The organism is Sphingobium sp. SA2 (genome assembly GCF_032227065.1).
In the GTDB taxonomy this organism is placed as follows: Bacteria; Pseudomonadota; Alphaproteobacteria; order Sphingomonadales; family Sphingomonadaceae; genus Sphingobium.
Map to the genome: position 1 here is coordinate 2,205,038 of NZ_JAPMXX010000006.1, position 16,711 is coordinate 2,221,748.

The 16,711-nt window shown below is 60.0% G+C and carries 13 protein-coding genes and 6 pseudogenes; 14 read left to right on the forward strand and 5 right to left on the reverse strand.

The genetic code is table 11. The features are described from left to right. Window position 1: 1 nt before the first annotated feature. Window positions 2-367: a hypothetical protein gene (locus OVY48_RS18450; protein WP_313923918.1), complete on the reverse strand. Its 366-nt coding sequence runs from the start codon at window positions 365-367 to the stop codon at window positions 2-4. On the opposite strand from OVY48_RS18450, the pseudogene OVY48_RS18455 reads away from it, so the two are divergent. The 4 pseudogenes from OVY48_RS18455 to OVY48_RS18470 form a co-directional block, all read left to right on the forward strand. Continuing rightward, window positions 342-878: pseudogene (locus tag OVY48_RS18455) on the forward strand (helix-turn-helix domain-containing protein); the annotation flags it as partial. The gene OVY48_RS18450 and the pseudogene OVY48_RS18455 overlap by 26 nt on opposite strands. Before the next feature lie 50 nt (window positions 879-928). After that, window positions 929-1,653: pseudogene (locus OVY48_RS18460) on the forward strand (transposase). Between the two features lie 348 nt (window positions 1,654-2,001). Next, window positions 2,002-2,127: pseudogene (locus OVY48_RS18465) on the forward strand (IS630 family transposase); the annotation flags it as partial. A gap of 188 nt (window positions 2,128-2,315) precedes the next feature. Beyond that, window positions 2,316-3,419: pseudogene (locus OVY48_RS18470) on the forward strand (IS256 family transposase); the annotation flags it as partial. A 261-nt stretch (window positions 3,420-3,680) separates the two neighbouring features. Here OVY48_RS18470 and OVY48_RS18475 read toward each other — a convergent pair. From OVY48_RS18475 to OVY48_RS18490, 4 genes and pseudogenes are all read right to left on the reverse strand, one after another. Next, on the reverse strand, window positions 3,681-4,715 hold the full coding sequence (locus tag OVY48_RS18475) for an IS110 family transposase (protein WP_107126479.1): 1,035 nt from the start codon (window positions 4,713-4,715) through the stop codon (window positions 3,681-3,683). Between the two features lie 478 nt (window positions 4,716-5,193). Beyond that, entirely contained in the window at window positions 5,194-5,592 is a 399-nt protein-coding gene (locus OVY48_RS18480; protein WP_313923919.1) for a type II toxin-antitoxin system VapC family toxin, read from the reverse strand. Next, window positions 5,589-5,840, reverse strand: coding sequence for an AbrB/MazE/SpoVT family DNA-binding domain-containing protein (locus OVY48_RS18485; protein ID WP_096062095.1), 252 nt, complete (start codon window positions 5,838-5,840; stop codon window positions 5,589-5,591). Before OVY48_RS18485 ends, OVY48_RS18480 begins: the two co-directional genes overlap by 4 nt. A 684-nt stretch (window positions 5,841-6,524) precedes the next feature. Then, window positions 6,525-6,887 (reverse strand): annotated as a pseudogene (locus OVY48_RS18490) (transposase); the annotation flags it as partial. A 185-nt stretch (window positions 6,888-7,072) separates the two neighbouring features. Here OVY48_RS18490 and OVY48_RS18495 point away from each other — a divergent pair. From OVY48_RS18495 to OVY48_RS18540, 10 genes and pseudogenes are all read left to right on the forward strand, one after another. Next, window positions 7,073-7,303, forward strand: a pseudogene (locus OVY48_RS18495) (hypothetical protein); the annotation flags it as partial. 129 nt (window positions 7,304-7,432) lie between these two features. Next, the gene (locus tag OVY48_RS18500) at window positions 7,433-8,434 is read left to right on the forward strand and encodes a thiamine pyrophosphate-dependent dehydrogenase E1 component subunit alpha (RefSeq protein ID WP_313923920.1); all 1,002 of its coding nucleotides are present in this window, start codon (window positions 7,433-7,435) and stop codon (window positions 8,432-8,434) included. Beyond that, entirely contained in the window at window positions 8,431-9,471 is a 1,041-nt protein-coding gene (locus tag OVY48_RS18505) for an alpha-ketoacid dehydrogenase subunit beta (protein ID WP_313923921.1), read from the forward strand. Before OVY48_RS18500 ends, OVY48_RS18505 begins: the two co-directional genes overlap by 4 nt. Before the next feature lie 54 nt (window positions 9,472-9,525). After that, window positions 9,526-10,652, forward strand: a protein-coding gene (locus OVY48_RS18510) for an IS3 family transposase (protein ID WP_211258307.1) whose coding sequence is annotated in 2 segments (ribosomal slippage) — window positions 9,526-9,757 and window positions 9,757-10,652 — 1,128 coding nt in all. Because the reading frame shifts where the segments join, the coding sequence is not laid out codon by codon here. 158 nt (window positions 10,653-10,810) lie between these two features. After that, entirely contained in the window at window positions 10,811-11,842 is a 1,032-nt protein-coding gene (locus OVY48_RS18515; RefSeq protein ID WP_037473632.1) for an IS110 family transposase, read from the forward strand. A gap of 364 nt (window positions 11,843-12,206) precedes the next feature. After that, window positions 12,207-12,449 carry a lipoyl domain-containing protein gene (locus tag OVY48_RS18520; protein ID WP_313923922.1) on the forward strand — a complete coding sequence of 81 codons (243 nt, stop codon included), beginning with the start codon at window positions 12,207-12,209 and terminating at the stop codon, window positions 12,447-12,449. After that, window positions 12,446-13,144, forward strand: coding sequence for a 2-oxo acid dehydrogenase subunit E2 (locus OVY48_RS18525; protein ID WP_313923923.1), 699 nt, complete (start codon window positions 12,446-12,448; stop codon window positions 13,142-13,144). Before OVY48_RS18520 ends, OVY48_RS18525 begins: the two co-directional genes overlap by 4 nt. 76 nt (window positions 13,145-13,220) lie before the next feature. Then, entirely contained in the window at window positions 13,221-13,661 is a 441-nt protein-coding gene (locus tag OVY48_RS18530) for a cupin domain-containing protein (protein ID WP_313923924.1), read from the forward strand. A gap of 122 nt (window positions 13,662-13,783) precedes the next feature. Further along, window positions 13,784-14,800 carry a helix-turn-helix domain-containing protein gene (locus OVY48_RS18535; RefSeq protein WP_313923925.1) on the forward strand — a complete coding sequence of 339 codons (1,017 nt, stop codon included), beginning with the start codon at window positions 13,784-13,786 and terminating at the stop codon, window positions 14,798-14,800. 145 nt (window positions 14,801-14,945) lie between these two features. Next, entirely contained in the window at window positions 14,946-16,604 is a 1,659-nt protein-coding gene (locus tag OVY48_RS18540; RefSeq protein ID WP_313923926.1) for an acyl-CoA synthetase, read from the forward strand. Window positions 16,605-16,711 lie beyond the last annotated feature (107 nt).

Below are 16,711 nucleotides of genomic sequence, written 5' to 3' on the forward strand. Positions count from 1 at the left end.
GTTAGGCTCCCGCGGGCGAGCCTGTATCCTGGTTTTCGGGCACCGCGATCGGGGTAGCCGCGCAACTGGTACGCAGCGCCTGTTTGAACCCTTCCTCGATCGTCGGGTGATAGAAGGGCATTTCGAGCAGCTGCGTCGCGGTCATCTTCTGCTGGATCGCCCACGCCAGCAGATGCCCCAGATGCTCGCCCGCCGGGGCAACCAGATCCGCGCCGATCAGCACGCCGTCGGGTGCGGCCGCGTACAGCGTGAGCGCGCCTTCGTTGCGCGCCTCCACCCGTGCGCGGCCCTGATCGGTGAAATCGGCGGTGCCGCTCCGTGCGCCGTCCTCTTGATTCAACATGGCGAACAGTTGGAGTTTTGCCATGCCGATCCCTCTTCGTCCCGATTTTGACGCCGCCGCGACTAGGGCAGCGGCTCGTAGATCGAAAGATGGGGGCCAGGCCCGGCGGTTGCTTGCGCTGGCGTCGATCTATGAGGGAGCGAGCCGAACGGAGGCGGCGCGGATCGGCGGGGTGACGTTGCAGATCATCCGCGACTGGGTTGTGAAGTTCAACGCAACCGGGCCCGACGGATTGATTGACCGCAAAGCCCCTGGGCAGCCGTCGATCCTGAATGCGACCCATCGCGCGGCTCTGGTAGAGGCAATCGAAAGCGGTCCTATCCCGGCGGCTCATGGGGTGGTCCGGTGGCGGATCATCGATCTGGCACAATTGCTTTGGGACGAATTTGGTGTGTCAGTCTCAAGGCCAACATTGAGCCGCGAACTACGAGCGCTTGGCTACCGCAAACTTTCGGCACGGCCCAAACATCATGCTCAGGATCCAGAGGCGATCGAGGCCTTCAAAAGATCCCATGATGAGAGTTGGATAGCGGTCTGAGGGAGCTCAGAGTCGGTTTGCTACCAACCACTCTGAAAGGATTTGCCATGTCAGCAGACCCCATCTCGCAGCTTGCCGCCATCCGAGTTGATCTTGGCGCAATTTTCGTTTCGCTGGAACTGTCGAAATCGACCTGGCTGGTGACCTCGCTGTCGCCGAGCACCGAGAAGATGTCCCGTCACTCCGTGCCAAGCGGCGATATGCCAGCGCTGCTCGCATGTTTGGATGCCTTGCGCGACAAGGCAGAAGCCCGCGAGGGCCAGCGCTACCCGGTGATCGCTATTCAGGAAGCGGGGCTCGATGGCTTTTGGATTCATCGCGCCCTGGCGTCGGAGGATTGGGTCACCAGCCATGTAGTCGACGCCGCTTCGATTGCGGTCTCGCGCCGGCACCGGCGGGCATAGGCCCAGAGTTTGCGAATGTCCTCGCCAGCGAAGGGCTGTTCCGGCATTTCGACAACCGGCGCCAGATCGCAGCTTATGCCGGTCTTGCTCCCTCGCCATGGCGCAGCGGCTCGATCGATCGCGAGCAGGGCGTCTCGAAGTCTGGCAATCCACGCTTGCGCACGACGATGGTTCAAGCCGCATGGCTGTGGCTGCGCTATCAGCCGGACTCGGCTTTGTCCCGCTGGTTCCAGGAACGCGTCAGCCGCAACGGCGGACGCGGCAAGAAGGTCGCCATCATCGCACTGGCACGCAAGCTGCTCGTGGCCTTCTGGAAGTACGCCATGAGCGGTGTCGTGATCGAGGGCGCCGTCATGACGAAGGCCTGATCAACATACTTCATGTGCCCCAATCCCCGGGGCACTGATCAGCCCCGATGGATCCAGGCGAACGGACCGTAAGCCCCCCTGGCCGCAACAGCCGTCTCAAAAGAATGGTCCCGTTCTCCTGAGCCCTGCCCCGAACGCGGGATTATGGTGCTGCCGTCTCGAACGGCGACCGGATGTGAGGTTGTACAGGCGAGGCGTGTTCGCCGGTACTCGTAACTCGGCTCAGCTGGATATCATTGGCAATTGGACGGACTGCTAAAATGCTTTGTCACCCCATTGACCGGAGAAACATCATGTGAGGGGGGCTTCGCCGCCGAGTTGGACAAGGTCAGAGCGTCCCTCCCGCGCGGTACACCTGTAGAAATTTGGTTCACGGACGAGGCCCGTATCGGACAAAAGAACAAGATCACGCGGCGATGGGCGAAACGGGGGACACGCCCCTCGGCGCCACAGGATCAGCGCACGAAAAGGGCGGCCAAGATGCATTCCTTTTCGGATGGAGGGGTCGTGTCCCAGGAGGTGGTGTAGGTTTTGAGGGTAGCGAAGCTGACCGGACGCGCGCTCATCGATAAAGCGCTGTAGCGGCCGGTCAGTTTCGCGGGTGGTCACCGGCGAACTTCGGATAAGTTTGGGTTGCGAAGCTCAACTTACGGAGACCTCCGATGACCAATGACAAGATGGACCTGCACGCTCTGGTTGGGAAGACAGCCGACGGCGATTTTCTACGCGACATGATCGGCTTTGCCGCGCAGCGGCTGATGGAACTGGAAGTGGGCGGTGCGACCGGCGCTGCCTATGGTGAAAAAGATCCTGAGCGCCTCGCGCAGCGCAACGGCTATCGGGATCGGGACTGGGAGACGCGAGCAGGGACGGTCGAGCTGCGGATCCCCAAGCTGCGCAAGGGAACATATTTTCCAGGGTTTCTGGAGCCCCGCCGTATGGCAGAGAAGGCACTGACGGCCGTCATCCAGGAAGCTTATATCCAGGGGATCTCGACCCGCTCTGTGGACGATCTGGTCAAAGCCATGGGCATGAGTGGGATCTCAAAGAGCCAGGTCAGCCGACTGTGCGTGGAGATCGACGAGCGGGTGAAGGCCTTTCTCGATCGTCCGATCGAAGGCGACTGGCCCTATCTCTGGATGGACGCGACCTACATCAAAGTGCGGCGAGCCGGTCGCATCGTCTCTGTCGCGGTCATCATTGCCGTTGGCGTTAACAGCGATGGCCGGCGCGAAGTGCTCGGCATGGCGATCGGTCATTCCGAAGCGGAGGTCTTCTGGACCGAGTTTCTACGCAGCCTTGCTCGTCGCGGTCTGCGCGGCGTGAAGCTGGTGATCTCAGATTCCCATGAAGGCATAAAAGCCTCCGTCGCCAAAGTGTTCAGCGCCACCTGGCAGCGATGCCGGGTTCATTTTATGCGCAATGCGCTGGCCCATGCCGGCAAGAGTGGACGCCGGGTCGTGTCGGCATTCATCGCCACCGCTTTCGCCCAGGAAACTCCAGAGGCCGCAAAGGCCCAATGGCGTAGCGTCGCCGATCAATTGCGCCCTACCGTGCCAAAACTCGCTACTCTGATGGACAGCGCCGAGGAGGATGTGCTGGCCTACATGACCTTCCCAGCCCAACACCGCACGAAGTTGCACAGCAACAATCCGATCGAGCGGCTCAATGGCGAGATCAAGCGGCGCACCGATGTTGTCGGTATCTTCCCCAACGAAGAGGCGATTACCCGTCTCGTCGGCGCTATCCTTCTGGAACAGAACGACGTGTATGGACCACCCCCACCTTGCAAGGCTTTTCAACAGATTTCGACGATTTCGGATCTTGCGGTCGTGTATCCGGCCTTGTTGTGCGGCATAACACGCCGCAGGCCCCTATGGTTTCCGCGGATCGACGGCCGGACAAATGGACGAACTCAAATTGGTTCGCATCATTTCAGTGACCTTTGTCGATCCCCGGTGATACCGGTTCGCCATACTCTGTCGTTGCCCTCGCAAGTCGGCACCATCACATCGGCGCCGAACTGGTTAGGCCGCCATCGGCAAAGGCGATGGACGGCGGTATACCTCATTCCTGGTCAACATGGCCCAGATCGAGCGAGCCGTCTTGTGAGCGACGGCTGTTGAGGCTACATTCACGGGCCTCCTGTCGACCAAAGCTTTAAGCCAGGGCCGAGGTGTCACGTCCTTGCGGAACGTTGTTCCTACAACGGCCCGAGCTCCATGGATCAAGAGCGTTCGGAGATATCGATCGCCGCCTTTGCTGATCCGACCAATCTTCTCTTTTCCCCCGCTCGCTCGAATCCGTGGCGTCAGGCCAAGCCAAGCTGCAAAATGACGGGAAGACTTGAACTGACTGCCATCGCCGACGGCTGCCACAATCGCTGTCGCCGTAATTGGGCCCACGCCCGGAGCAGTAGCCAGACGCTGGCTGTCCGGGTTTGATTTGTGCCAGGCGACGATCCGCTTCTCCATCTCGCCAAGCTTATCGGTTAATGTGTCGATGTGCCGGAAAAGACATCGCAACGCTTCTCGCGCTTCGTCCGGGACGACGGTCTTGTCCGAGGTTGCAAGACGCTCGCTCAATATCGCGAGCTGTCGCACGCCCTTGCCCGCGATAAGCCCGTATTCGCCCAGCAGTCCGCGCAGTGCATTGATCGTCGCCGTTCGCTGTCGGACCAACAGGCTGCGGACACGATGCAAAGCCAGAACCGCCTGTTGCTGCTTCGTCTTGATAGGAACAAACCGCATGTTCGGCTTGGCGACGGCCTCGCATATGGCCTCCGCGTCGGCGGCGTCCGTCTTGTTCCGCTTCACGTACGGCTTAACGTACTGAGGTGGAATGAGCTTGACCGTGTGGCCGATCTCCACAAGCAAGCGCGCCCAGTGATGCGCGCTAGAACACGCTTCCATTCCGACTAGGCACGGCGGCTGCTTTTTGAAGAAGGCCGCCATATCGGCCCGAGAGAGCTTTCGGCGAAGCACGGTTAAGCCGGCCTCATCTACACCGTGAACTTGGAAAACCGTTTTGGCCAGATCAAGGCCAATCGTAACAACTGACATCGCGCTTCCTCCACTTTAATGGCACCATATAATATGATCGTTTGCATGGGGGTGGTCCATGCCATCAAATGGGCCGTCCAACGCTGCCGCTACATGACACTTGAGAGCGTCTCAGGTTTAAGCGATAATCCCATCATCACGTTGCCTGCCATGGCAGCATGATCAATCCGGCTTAGCCGGAGGTCGCTGTGGCTATCCCAGCGAACCTACACCACGCTGTGGGACACGATCGATGGAGGAAAACGGAACATTCTGACAGACACCTGTCTCCCGGCGCGCCTAAGTCGCTCTGCAGCGATCAGAAAGTCGCGGCGTCCTGTTGCCTCAGGGTTTGATCACGAGAGACTGGGTTTATGCCTATCGAGCGGATCACTAAGGCAAAGCGAGTCGCCGGAGGCGTTTCAACAACCTTTGCCTGGCAAGCGGAGACATAGACCAGGAGGATCGAACTGCGGCGATCCTCGCATTTGGATGCACGTCAGGCAGGAATATGGGTCGCTTGTCCCTGGGCTTTTGCAATCCGAACGGCATCGGCATCAAAGCTGACGAACATCTGTCCGCCCAGCCAGTTGCCCTCATGCACGATTACGCCGTCGGCAAAGTCACCGCCGGCGTCGAGAAATGCGAGACCAGCATCCGCCGAGGCTTGTTCGAGTTTTACGTTATCGGCAGCGCAGAGACGGCGCAGCATCGCGGCGAGATCGATGCGAGAAATTTTGTAGCTGCGGCTCAGGACCCAGGCAAGTTCACACAGTGTAGGCAACGTGATGGCTACGATCTCAGCTTGGTTGAGCTGCGCCTGCGCCAGCGGGCTCTGCACAGGATGATCGTCAGTAATCGCGCGCACCAGAATGTTGGTGTCGGCGATGATCTTCACAGTGCGCCGGCCCAGCCCTTGGCGATAACCTCATTCATCTCCTCGATAGACACCGGCCGTTGGCCTTGGCGTTTGAGCATGCCGAACACCTCGGAAATCTTGCCCGTAGGCTTTACGGGCCTGATCTCGATGCGCCCGTCGGCAAGTTTTTCTACCGCGACTTTGTCACCCGGATGGATGCCCAGATGCCGCATTATTTCCTTTTTAAGGGTGATCTGGCCTTTTGCCGTGACGGTCAGCGCGTTCATGTGAGCGATCCTTTCGTACGTCATTGTAAGGCATTTTAACCTTACGTTCAAGTCGATTTCAATCTGCCTCACGGCCGGCCTTCCCAGCTTCATATTCCTGGCAGACTCCAGCAGGGCCGCCATCCCAGCCAGCGAAGGGGCAGCAGTCCAACTACCACCGACCTTAAGACGTGGCCTGCCCGAGTACCGCAAACCAAAGCCTTCCCGCCCGATTTCGCAGAGACGCTGCATGGCGGAGCTATGCTTTTCACGCTCGAGATGACGACTGCGCCACAATGCCTTCCCTGCGACGACCTTTGGTCGCGCTTGCTCCGCTTCGCCCGGCTTTATGGCTGGCAGGTCCGCGTTATACCGCAGGGCGAGGCAATGATGCGATCTGGACGACTGGGACTATCATGGATTGGACATCCCGTCCTTTGGATCCGGCCGCGATCTGACGAGAACCACATCGTACCTGCGGCGATCGGGACCGATCATGACGCGAACCTCCAGCGCAACATCTATCTTGGGGTCACGATGCTGGGCGGCGTCCGACCTACCGTCTGCCTTCGAGCCATGTCCAAATTTACAGGCATCGTCGGCGCTCAGCGATGACCGACATCCTCACAGTGGTGGATCGTCCCTCCCGATTGGCAGGGATAAATTCCCTCACCTTGCGCCATCGACCGACGGCGACTGCTCGTTGCGGCCTTTGACCTTCTTGCCAGCATCAAAGCCCGAAATTCCGCCACTTTCCGTGGTCTTCACCGATTGGCTATCGATCACTCCAGCGCTGGGCGGGGCTTCCCGTCCTTCGATTTCCCGCAAGTTCATAACCAACACGGTGTTGATGGCTTCGAACAGACTGGCATTGCGCCAGGCGTAGAAGTAGCGCCGGACAGTCGACACCGGAGGAAAGCATTTCGGTAGAAGTCGCCACGCGCACCCGCTCGCAGCTACATACCACATCGCGTTGAGGACTTCGCGCATGTCTGCCGTTCGAGGTCGGCCTCCACGCCTTGCCGGAGGTACGAACGGCGCTGCCAACGCCCACTCAACATCGGTCATATCCGATGGATATCGCAGTCCCTCCCGGTTATGCTCGCGCCGGGCAATACGGTGCGCAAGCTTCTCTACGAGGCAGCCAACTCGATCCTGTCCCGGTGCCAGCAGACGTTCGCCATGAAAACATGGGCCATGAAGATCGCTAAGCGCCGTGGCTTCAAGAAGGCCCGCGTTGCGCTTGCCCGACCATCGATGCAAAGGGCAACCGCACGATCTCCACACCGAAGCTGACCGCCAGCTTTGGCGGGGATTACACTGTTCGGACGAATGCCGGGAACGTCGTCGTCGCAGTCAACGCTGCCTACAATGACGGCTTCTTCTTTTATGCCGACAACCGTCTGGCGCAGCCCAATTTCTGGCTGCTGAACGCCTCGCTGAACTGGACGCTCCCTGGCGACCATTTCACCGCGCAGCTGTGGGTGAAGAACCTCACCGACGCCACCTATTACGCCGGTCGCTCCGAACAGGCCGGACTTGGCGACGCGCAGCGTCAGGCTGCGCCCAGGACATACGGCCTCACGCTGACGGCCCGCTACTAAGGATCCTTTATGACCACACGCAACGATACCCTGCTGTGGATGTACGACCGGATGGCGATGTCTCGCTATTATGAGGAATGCATCCGCGACATCTACCTCGAGGGAAAGACGCCGCTCTTCAACATGGCGAACGGACCCCTGCCGGGCGAGATGCATCTTTCCAACGGCCAAGAACCGTGCGCGGTGGGAGTGTGCGCCCATCTTGGCCCCGAGGATTTCGTGTCGGCGGGACATCGCCCGCACCATGTCGCCATCGCCAAGGGCGTGGACCTGCAGGCCATGACAGCGGAAATCCTTGGCAAGTCAACGGGCCTCTCGGGAGGCCATGCCGGCCACATGCATTTGTTCGACCCCGCCGTGAACTTCATATGCTCGGGCATCATCGCCCAGGGCATGGGTCCGGCGGTTGGTGCGGCGCTCGCCTTCAAGATGCGCGGCGAACCGCATGTGGCCGTCGCCTATGTGGGCGAAGCCGCGGTCAACCAGGGCGGCTGGCATGAGGCGATGAATCTCGCGGCCGTGTGGAAGCTGCCGTTCGTCTGTATCATCGAAGACAATGCCTACGGGGTGTCGGTGCCCAAGAGCGCATCGACAGCCGTGCCGCGCAACGACGTCCGCGCGCAGGCCTATGGCATTCCGGGGGTTTTCATTGCCAACAACGACACGCTCGCGGTTCATGCGGCGGCGGGCGAGGCCATCGCCCGGGCGCGCGCCGGCGAAGGCCCGACCCTGATCGAGATCGAGACCTATCGCCTTGAGGGTCACTTCATGGGCGATGTCGAGGGCTACCGGCCCGAGGGGGAAAAGGACGCGCTGTTCGCGAAGGATGAGCTGCCGCTGTTCCGCGCGATGCTGATCGATACCAGCATCGCGGATGAGAGCGTCGTCGCCTCCATTGAGCAGAACGGCCGACGGCTGGTCGATGAGGCCATCTCCTATTCTCGCGCCAGCCCCGATCCGGAGATCGCACGCGCGCTGTCTACCGTTTTTGCCGAATGTGAGGAACTATGACAGCCACTTCAGTCCTGCTCGCCCCGCAAAAGGTCGCCAAGCAGCGTAAGATCAGCATCGCGAAAGCGATCACCGAGGCCACCGCCCAGGAGATGCGGCGCGACCCGTCGGTGTTCGTCATGGGTGAAGACATCGGCGCGTTCGGCGGCGTGTTCGGCATGACGACCGGCCTGCTTGCCGAGTTCGGTGCGGAGCGCATTCGCGACACGCCGATTTCGGAGACGGCGTTCATCGGAGCCGCCGTCGGCGCTGCAGCAGTGGGCATGAAGCCCATCGTCGAACTGATGTTCGTCGATTTTCTCGGAGTTTGCTTCGACGCGATCTACAATCTGGCGGCCAAGCAGTCCTACTTTTCCGGCGGCGCTGTCATTTGTCCGATGGTGCTCACCACCTCGGTCGGTGGCGGCTATTCCGATGCTGGCCAGCATTCGCAATGTCTGTATGCCACCTTCGCGCACATGCCCGGCATGAAAATTGTGTCGCCGTCCAACGCCTATGACGCCAAGGGCCTGATGGTTTCCGCTATGCGCGATCCCAATCCGGTGATCTTCATGTGCCACAAGGGCCTCCAGGGTATTGGGTGGCTCGGCACCGTCAGGCGCACCATCGTGCACGTGCCCGAGGAACTCTACACGATCCCGATCGGCGAAGCGGCTATCGTGCGCGAAGGCACCGACATCACGCTGGTTGGATGGGCCTCGACCGTCCATCTGGCGATCGACGCCGCCGACACGCTCAAGGCGCAGGGGATCAGCGCCGAGGTCATCGACATCCGCTCGATCGTCCCGCTGGACATCGAAACGATCCTCAAGTCGGTCAAGCGCACCGGCCGCCTCGTCGTCATCGATGAAGACTATTCAAATTGCGGCGTCGCGGGTGAGATCATCGCGCAGGTGAGCGAGCGCGGGTTCCACGACCTGCGCAGCCCTCCAGGCCGCGTCGCCTATCCCGACATGCCGCCGCCGTTCGCGCGCGTGCTCGAGCAGGCGGCGCTCCCCTCGGCCACCAAGATCGTAGACACAGTATTGGACTTGTAACGGATTTGCGCCGGTCACCTGAGCGATTAGAGCTCGCAACAGGAGACCGACGAGATGATCAAGCACACAGAAGAGTTCAAGCAGGAGGCGGTGCGGATTGCACTGACCAGCGGGTTACCCCGCGACAGGGTTGCATCGGATTTGGGGATAGGGAAGTCGACGCTGGGCAAATGGGTGTCACAGTATCGGCCATCTGACCTGGTGGCAGCGCCGCAGGCAGATCTGGCGCGTGAGAATGAACGCCTTCGTCTTGAGAACCGTGTGCTGCGGGAGGAGAGGGAAGTGCTAAAAAAGGCCACGCAGTTCTTCGCGAGCCAAAGGCCGTGAAGTTCGCTTTTGTGCATAGCTGGCGGCATCGTTGGCCCGTTGAACTGCTCTGCCGTGTCATGGATGTCAGTGAACGCGGCTATCGTTCCTGGCGCTCGCGCCCGATTAGCAGGCGGGAGCGGACAGATATGAAAGTGCTGGCCCATATCCGAGAACAGTACAGGCTGAGCCTTGGCAGCTACGGCCGTCCTCGCATGACGATGGAGTTGAAGGAGGTGGGGCTCGATGTTGGCGAGCGCCGGGTCGGGCGGCTGATGAAGATCAACGGGATCAAGCCAGTCCGCACGCGCAAGCACAAGGTTACGACGGATAGCCACCATCGACTGGGGGTCGCAGCGAACTGGCTGGACGGCGATTTTGCCGCCGATGCGCCCAACCGTAAATGGGCCGGCGACATCACCTATATCTGGACGTCAGAAGGCTGGCTCTACCTTGCCGTCATTCTCGACCTGCATAGCCGTCGCGTCGTGGGCTGGGCAGTCAGCGACAGAATGAAGAAGGACTTGGCGATCAGAGCGCTGGATATGGCGGTGCGCCTGCGCCAGCCTCCGGAAGGCTGCTTTTTTCATTCGGATCGTGGCAGCCAATATTGCTCTTACGACTATCAAAAAAAGCTGCAGGCCTATGGCCTGCGTCCATCGATGAGCGGCAAGGGAAATTGCTACGACAATGCGTCCGTCGAGACCTTCTTCAAATCCCTGAAGGCCGAACTCATCTGGCGGCAGAGCTGGCCAACGCGGCGTCAGGCAGAAGCCGCCATCTTCCAGTACATCAATGGCTTCTACAACACCCGTCGTCGCCATTCATATCTGGGCGGCATCAGCCCGCTCGCGTTCGAAGCCAAGGTGGCATAATGAGATAGGTGACCGGCACAAAACATGGGATAATCGCGGCGCGATTCATCCTGGGCATCAGCTTTTTGATATAGCTGACAGGGGTGGTTGCCCCCCGATATGATGGAAAAACGGGCTCACGATTGGCACCGGGCCCAAGCATCGCACGGAGAGCAACCATGAAACAATATATAGGCTTTGACGTTTCACTAAAAGATACCGCGATCTCCATTCGTCAGGATGGAAAACGGATCTGGCGCGGCAAGTGCGCATCGGATCCCCAGATCCTGGCGCAGATAGTCCGCAAACACGCCCCGCATGCGGAGCGGGTGGTATTTGAGACAGGTCCATTGTCGACCTGGTTCTATCATGCGTTAACGGCGGCGGGAGTTCCCGCGATCTGCATCGAAGCGCGTCATGCGCAGAAAATATTGAACGAGACGCTCAACAAAACTGATGCCAATGATGCTGACGGTCTGGCCCAACTGGCAGAAGCCGGCTTTTACAAGGCGGTCCGGGTGAAGTCGTTCGACGCCATGTTGACCCGCACACTGGTGGGCGCCCGCAACCTGTTGCTTACCATCTCAACGCAGCTGAGCAATCAGATCCGCGGGGTCATGAAGACGTTTGGCATCGTCGTTCCCAAGGGTACAGGTCGTGTATTCGACGGGAATGTCCGCGAGCTTCTGGACGGCAGGGATGGCCTGGCACAGATCATATTGCCTTTGCTGGAGGCCTGGCGCGACATCCGCAAGCGCGCCGCTGAACTTGATCGTCAGTTGCTCGCCGCAGCCCGGCAAAGCCAGGCAATCAAGCTGCTGATGACGATCCCGGGAGTCGGGGCGGTCACGGCCGTCTCCTATGCTGCGGCGATCGAAGACCCAGCAAACTTCAAAACTTCACGCGCGGTCGGCGCTTGGCTCGGGCTTACCACGCGGCGTTACCAATCAGGCGAAGTGGATTATGACGGCCACATCTCGCGGCGAGGCGACAACCATCTGCGCGGCCTCTTATACGAGGCGGCAACGGTCATTCTCACGCGCACCAGCGCTAGCAACCAGAGCGGCCTCAAAGACTGGGGCCTCAGGCTACGCGAGCGGCTGGGCTTCAAGCGCGCCGCGGTCGCTGTGGCCCGCAAACTGGCAGTCATCATGCACACAATGCTCAAAACAGGAGAGGCATTCAACACATCGGCTGGCGTCACCGCATAACCAATTCACCAGCTTAACTTCTCAACGCGTCAGCATCTGACGTATTGAGGCGTCCTTGCCGTGGACGTGGGTCAGGTCATTCCGCTTTAACGGCTGCAGCTTTTTAAAGACTGCGCACAAAACATAGGAAGACCTTGCCTGCGGAGACCCATCATGCGGCGGCTTTATGCCGACCGCGAAGACAACCCTGCTCCCGGCATACGAACACCCTCGCGCGACACGCCGCATTGAGAAAAACAAGCACAAGGTTGATTAACGTGTCGACGCACTAACCGACGCGATCAGCCTTCCCATGCCAACCACGCTTGACTGGAGGGACGCGATTATACAACCGTTACAAGTCCAGTATTGGAGATTATTTCTTATGAGCAGCACTGAAATTCGCGTGCCCGAAGGGATGGCCGAAGAGGACGCCGAGATTGTTCTGGCGAACTGGCTTGTCGATGAAGGCGAGCAGGTAGACGAGGGAGACGTCGTCTGCGAGCTCATGGTCACCAAGGTGACCTTCGAGGTGGCGGCTCCCGCAGCCGGCCGCCTTGAGCAGCGCGCCACCGTCGAGGATGTCGTCGCCGTCGGCGCCCTGCTCGGGGTCATCTCCGGAGCATGATCCCGTCGCCGTCACAGACCCTCCCGATCACAGGTGTGCGCAAGATGATTGCGCGCAAGATGATGGAAAGCCTGGCTACCACCGCCCAGCTCTCCTTCTCGGCGCGCATCGATGCGACGCATCTCGTCGCAACCCGTAAGGCCTGGAAAGCTGCGGCGGTCGAAGCTGGATATGAAGATCTGTTGCTTGTCGCGATTCGCAACACCCTACTCGAGTACCCGCGCTTCAACGCCACCGCGACTGCAGGCGCGCTCCAAATCTACGACGAAATCCGTATCTCCGTCGCGATGGCGGTCGGCGACAGCCTCGTAGCGCCAGCGCTGCCCGATCTGCGCGGGATATCGCTTCCAGAGGTCGTCTCGGTTCGCCGCGCGCTGGCCAAACGCGCGCAGGAAGGCAAGCTGACGGTCGAGGAGATGTCGTTCGGGACGTTCACGATCAGCAATCTCGGCACGACGCGGGTGGAGCATTTCACCCCGATCCTCAACGGCGGCCAGGTCGGCATCCTTGGCGTCGGTCGAATAGCGCCCTCGGTATTCATTGGCGACGATGGCAAGGTTGGCGTGCGCCCGGAGCTCGGCCTCTCGCTGACCACCGATCATCGCGTGATCGACGGCGCACCCAGCGGGGCCTTTATCACAGCGCTAGCGGAGCGCATCGAGTGCGCCCTCCCACAAGTCGAGGGCACTCTGTGACAAGTTTTTCGCGTCACCCGGCCAAGCGGCGTAGCCGCAGAGGCGTATTGTGGCCCCATAAACTAAGGAGAGTGATATGAAATCCCGTTCCAGCGTCCCAATGCACATTTCTCGTAAAGAAAAGCCGTTCTTCAAGGATATCAATCCCTTCGCAAATGATGTGGCTATGGAGGTCATCAGCACCGATCCCTCTACCGGCGGCTTCTCGGTGATCTTTCATGGAAAGGCCGGAGGGACATTCGCGTCCCATCTTCATCTCGCCGGCTGCGACTATCTCATCCTCAAGGGCGCACTGAATTACCGGGATGAACTCGCTCCCGCCGGTGATTCCGGATACGAACCGTATGGCTCGCTCCACGAAGCGACAGTCTTTCCCGTCGATACCGAGATGCTTTTCATCTCTCATGGGCCGGTCATGTTTGTCGATGAAAACGCGCAGCCGAAGATGATCCTCGACTCGCGGTGGATCGAAGAACAGATCGAAGCAGGCCGCACGACGTTCGCGCAAGCTGCCTGAATCCCTCCTACGGTTGCCCGGCGCGAGCGCATTGGCGTCGTTCGCGGCGGGTAGCGATCTATGATAATAGGGCCGAAAAGGCATAAGAATGGGCGGATGCACCGTCAGAGACGGAGAGAGTCGTGGCCACTGTATTAGAGGCGCCTATCGCGCCAGAGGACGACCGCTTTATTGACCCACTGATGTGGACATCGCAGCGCCTTGACGGCGGCATTTCCCGAGGAAACTGGGACACGACGGTCTCCGCGCATACCGCACACGAATGGCACATCGAGCGGCCCATGACGGTCGGAACGCCCGCGTTCAGCCGCTTCCGTACCGTTTGCGACTCCCGTGTGGTTGCCTTCGGCGGCGATGCCGGCGTGCGATGCTCGCACGACATCCGCGCCGCTAGGCGAACCGCGCGGCAGGACTTCTCGATCGTCTATGTCGCCGATGGTGATGCGCAGCTCGACGTCGGTGGCAGAGTAATCGATCTGCACGCGGGCATGTTCACGATTACCGACAGCGCAAGGCCGATGACGCTGGATATTCCGTCCAGGTTTCGCCAGATTTATTTCATCTTCCCCAAGGATCGCGTCTTCTCCGTCTTTCCCTTCGTAGATGAGTTTGTCGGCGTCTCCTTTGGCCGGGATAAAGGCCTGCTCTCGTTTTTCCTAGATCATCTATCGTCTGTTGAGCACCACCTGGGCACGTTCGAGGATGTTGAGGCCCTCACGGTGATGAACGCCACTCTGGATCTCCTGGCTATGACCCTCAGTTCGCTCGATGCGGATCGGATGATCACCCCGCGTGAGCGTCAGATGACACGCCTCAAAGCCTATATCGAGGCGAAGCTGCGCGACGCCGACCTCGATATCGCGACGATCGCTGCAGATAACGGCATCAACGTTCGCTATTTGCACAAGCTTTTTGCCGGGACCGGCGTGACGGTATCGAACTGGATCCGCAAGCGGAGGCTTGAGATGTGCCGCCGGGATCTCGATGCGAGAGCGCTGGCCCGAAGAAGCGTCACGGAAATAGCGCTGCGTTGGGGTTTCAATGACATGAGCCATTTCAGCAAAGCGTTCAGGCGCGAGTTCGACATGGGGCCTCGCGAGTATCGGTTTCGCGACACTGGTCCGGGTGCGCGCGGCTAGGCTGTGCCAAATCTGGCGGGTGCGCGCGGACAAGGGCTGGCAACACGGCGCGAACTCTTGTCGGCTCTCGAAATCACGTGCGCTCCCGTCGTAATCCGACGGAGCGGACGCAGCAACTCCAACACTAACCTCTTGGCCCGGCGATATGATTGATGGAACTCGAACACTCTTCGCCATGCAGCACCAGGCGGCGCATTTCACCCCACTGACCCCGCTCTCATTCTTGCCGCGAGCCGCTCTTGTTTACCCAGAGCGCGTCGCGCTGGTCCACGGATCGCTCGAACGGACCTGGCAGCAGACCTACGATCGCTGCCGAAAACTTGCCTCCGCATTACAGAAACGCGGGATTGGCCGCGGGGACGTTGTAGCCGTGCTCTCGCCCAACACGCCGGCCATGTATGAGGCGCACTTCGGCGTTCCGATGGCGGGCGCCGTGCTCAACACCCTCAATACCCGCCTCAAGGCTGATGAAATAGCCTTCCAGCTTGCACATAGCGGCGCGCGGGTGATCCTCGTCGATTGCGAATTTAGCGTGGCTGTCGCCGCCGCCCTCCGCACCCTGGAGGTCCAACCCACTGTCATCGACGTAGTCGATGAGATGTATTGCGGCGCGCGCGAACTTGTCGGTGCGCTCACCTATGAGGAACTGCTGCAGGAAGGCAGCGCCGACTTCGAATGGCATTTCCCCCAGGACGAGCGAGACGCCATCGCGCTCAACTATACCTCCGGGACCACCGGCGATCCCAAAGGCGTCGTGACGCACCACCGCGGCGCGCATCTCAATGCGCTTGCGCAGATCATAACCTGGTCCATGCCGCATAACCCCGTCTATCTCTGGACCCTGCCAATGTTCCACTGCAATGGCTGGTGTTTTCCGTGGGCCATTGCAGCTCAGGGGGGTACTAACATCTGCTTAAGGCGCGTCGATCCTGTCGTCGCCCTGGATCTGATCCAGGCGCACAATGTGTCGCACATGAGCGGTGCGCCCATTGTTTATACGATGCTGATCGACGAGTTGACCCGAACCGGCGCGGTACTGCCGCGCCGTTTGGACGGGATGGTCGCCGGTGCGGCACCTCCCAGTTCCATGATTGAAAGCGGCGATCGTGTCGGCTTCGATTTCACCCACGTCTACGGTCTCACAGAGGTCTACGGACCCGCGGCGGTGTGCGTGAAGCAGCCTGAATGGAGCGCTCTGCCTGCTTCGGAACGCGCACGCCTGAACGCGCGACAGGGCGTTGCGATGATTTCTCAAGAGGTGATGTGCGTCCTTGATCCGGACACGATGCAACCTGTCCCGGCCGACGGGGAAACGGTAGGCGAGATCATGTTTCGGGGAAACGCCACAATGAGCGGATACTTGAAGAACTCCGAGGCCACCGGTGCTGCGTTCGATGGAGGCTGGTTTCACACCGGAGATTTGGCGGTGCTGGACCCCGACGGATATGTGCGCATCACCGATCGCTCGAAGGACGTCATCATTTCGGGAGGTGAAAATGTCTCGTCGCTCGAGGTGGAGGACATTCTTCACCAACATCCGGCAGTGCTGCATGCGGCGGTCGTTGCCAAGCCGGATACCCGATGGGGAGAAATCCCTTGCGCATTCATTGAAATTCGCGACGGCGGTCAGGTAGGTCCGGACGAACTGGACACTTTCTGTCGGGCGCGCCTAGCGGGCTTCAAGCTGCCAAGAATCTATTCTTTTAGACTGCTGCCAAGAACCTCGACTGGCAAGGTCCAGAAAGCGTTGCTGCGGGACATCGCGCGGACGTTGGAAAATATGGGCAGCAATGTGGGTTCGTAGTTCCACAGGCGGAACGGCACTATCACGCAGTCTATAGGCAATTTTCTAATTTATGGGGCTTCGGGCAGCGCGATTTTTGCTTGATCCTTGGACTGTGGGCCGCTTGG

Bases quoted from the DNA above. Each gene is read 5' to 3' on its own strand.
- OVY48_RS18515 (WP_037473632.1), top strand. From the start codon at position 10,811: ATGAAACAATATATAGGCTTTGACGTTTCACTAAAAGATACCGCGATC.
- OVY48_RS18525 (WP_313923923.1), top strand. From the start codon at position 12,446: ATGATCCCGTCGCCGTCACAGACCCTCCCGATCACAGGTGTGCGCAAG.
- OVY48_RS18500 (WP_313923920.1), top strand. From the start codon at position 7,433: ATGACCACACGCAACGATACCCTGCTGTGGATGTACGACCGGATGGCG.
- OVY48_RS18505 (WP_313923921.1), top strand. From the start codon at position 8,431: ATGACAGCCACTTCAGTCCTGCTCGCCCCGCAAAAGGTCGCCAAGCAG.
- OVY48_RS18540 (WP_313923926.1), top strand. From the start codon at position 14,946: ATGATTGATGGAACTCGAACACTCTTCGCCATGCAGCACCAGGCGGCG.
- OVY48_RS18450 (WP_313923918.1), bottom strand. From the start codon at position 367: ATGGCAAAACTCCAACTGTTCGCCATGTTGAATCAAGAGGACGGCGCA.
- OVY48_RS18485 (WP_096062095.1), bottom strand. From the start codon at position 5,840: ATGAACGCGCTGACCGTCACGGCAAAAGGCCAGATCACCCTTAAAAAG.
- OVY48_RS18475 (WP_107126479.1), bottom strand. From the start codon at position 4,715: ATGTCAGTTGTTACGATTGGCCTTGATCTGGCCAAAACGGTTTTCCAA.
- OVY48_RS18530 (WP_313923924.1), top strand. From the start codon at position 13,221: ATGAAATCCCGTTCCAGCGTCCCAATGCACATTTCTCGTAAAGAAAAG.
- OVY48_RS18520 (WP_313923922.1), top strand. From the start codon at position 12,207: ATGAGCAGCACTGAAATTCGCGTGCCCGAAGGGATGGCCGAAGAGGAC.